The 1,512-nt window shown below is 71.4% G+C and carries 3 protein-coding genes; 1 reads left to right on the forward strand and 2 read right to left on the reverse strand.

Annotated elements, in window-relative coordinates:
- A partial coding sequence (locus EQG76_RS01710; protein WP_159710045.1) for an SDR family oxidoreductase occupies positions 1 to 107 on the forward strand: 107 nt, incomplete at its 5' end.
- Positions 108 to 110: 3 nt separating this feature from the next.
- Here EQG76_RS01710 and EQG76_RS01715 read toward each other — a convergent pair.
- Together EQG76_RS01715 and EQG76_RS01720 are read right to left on the reverse strand one after the other, a co-directional pair.
- Positions 111 to 578: a YybH family protein gene (locus EQG76_RS01715; protein ID WP_159710047.1), complete on the reverse strand. Its 468-nt coding sequence runs from the start codon at positions 576 to 578 to the stop codon at positions 111 to 113.
- The coding region (locus tag EQG76_RS01720) for an aromatic amino acid lyase (RefSeq protein WP_159710049.1) at positions 575 to 1,512 on the reverse strand (938 nt) is incomplete at its 5' end. The genes EQG76_RS01720 and EQG76_RS01715, both read right to left, overlap by 4 nt.

Raw genomic sequence — 1,512 nt, forward strand, 5'->3', positions numbered from 1 at the left:
GCCAACCGGACGACATCGGCGGTGCTGCGGTGTTCCTGGCCTCGCCGGCAGCCGACTACGTCCATGGCGCCATCCTGCCGGTCGATGGCGGCTGGCTGGCGCGCTGAGCTTCAGCCGTCGAAGGCGAGGAACCGGACGATCCGCCAGTGCCCGTCTGCCTGGCGGCGGAACAGGTCCATGCCGCGCTCGGTCGAGGTGGCGACCGGCTCGCCCGTGGCGGCCTGGCTGACGTGGAGCGTCCATTCGAGCCGCACCACCGCGAAGTCGCCTGCGACGATGATCTCCTGGATGGCTAGGTCATAGGCCAGCCGGCGCTCAGGTTCGCGCAGGGCCCGCTGCAGGCCGGCGCACAGTTCGGCATGGCCGCGCTCCGGCTCGCCGCCATAGACATAGCGCAGGTCGGGCGCGAACAGGTCGCAGACCTTCGCCGTCCGCCCGGCGTTGAAGTCGGCGCGCCATTGTTCCAGCGCCGCGCGCACCGCCTGCCCGGCTTCTTGAGGATCTGGCCCGCGTGCCGTGCAGCCGAGGAGCAGGAGGCAGGCGGCCAGCGTGCCTATGATGCGGCCGCTCCCCTTCATGGCGAAGCGTCCTCCGCCTCGATCCAACCGGCCAACCGTTCCGCGTCGGGCCCGGCCGGGCGATCGTCGTGGAGGCTGGCGACGACCCGGCGCAGCCGGGCGTGCAGGGCGGCTAGGGGCGGGCCCAGCCGGTCCTTGCCGACGAGATCGATCGCCTGGGCAGAAGCCAGCAGCTCGATCGCGACCAGCCGCCGCCATGCCGCGAGGATGGCTTCCGCCTTCTCGACCACGAGCGGGGCATGGGTCGCATGATCCTCCACGCCGGCCGCCACCGGCCAGTAATCGAGCATGACGGGTGCCGCTTGGCGACGGATCTCGGCCAGCAAGGCCATGGCGGATTTCTGCAACGGCACCAGTCCTGCCGCCACGCCGCCGACCGGGGAAAGGCCGAACGGTAGGCCCTGACGCTGGCCGTTGGTGAGCTGGAGGAAGCGTGCCAGGCTCGCCTGTGCTGCCTGAGCCATGGCGAGGCCGAGATTCTCGAAGGCCAGTGCCAGGGCGGGGCAGGCGAAGTTGCCGGTTGAGAGCACCTCGCCCGCATCGACCAGGACCAGCGGATTGTCGGAAGCACTGTTCAGCTCGATCTCGACCTCCTGCCATGCCCGATCGATCGCAGCCGCAGCGGCACCCAGCACCGGTGCTGCACAGCGCAGGGACAGGGGGTCCTGCAACGCCACGGCCGGCCAATCGCTGCCGGCCAGGAGGCGGCGCAGGCGCGCCCCCGCCTCCATTTGGCCTGTTGCCGGCCGGGCGGCCTGCACCGCGGCCTCCAGCACCCGCCGGTTCGCAGAGGTAGCGGCGAAGCTGAGTGCCGCGGCATGCTCCTGCCAGCAGAGCAACCGCGTCGCCTCGTGGGCCAGGAGGGCGCCGGCACCGGCCGAGAAGGCCCCGGCATTGAGCAGCGACAGGCCGTCCTTCGGACCGAGCTTGACCG

Source organism: Geminicoccus flavidas (assembly GCF_009806515.1).
Classification (GTDB): Bacteria; Pseudomonadota; Alphaproteobacteria; order Geminicoccales; family Geminicoccaceae; genus Geminicoccus; species Geminicoccus flavidus.

Coding starts and splice junctions, on each gene's coding strand:
- EQG76_RS01715 (WP_159710047.1), bottom strand. CDS start 578: ATGAAGGGGAGCGGCCGCATCATAGGCACGCTGGCCGCCTGCCTCCTG.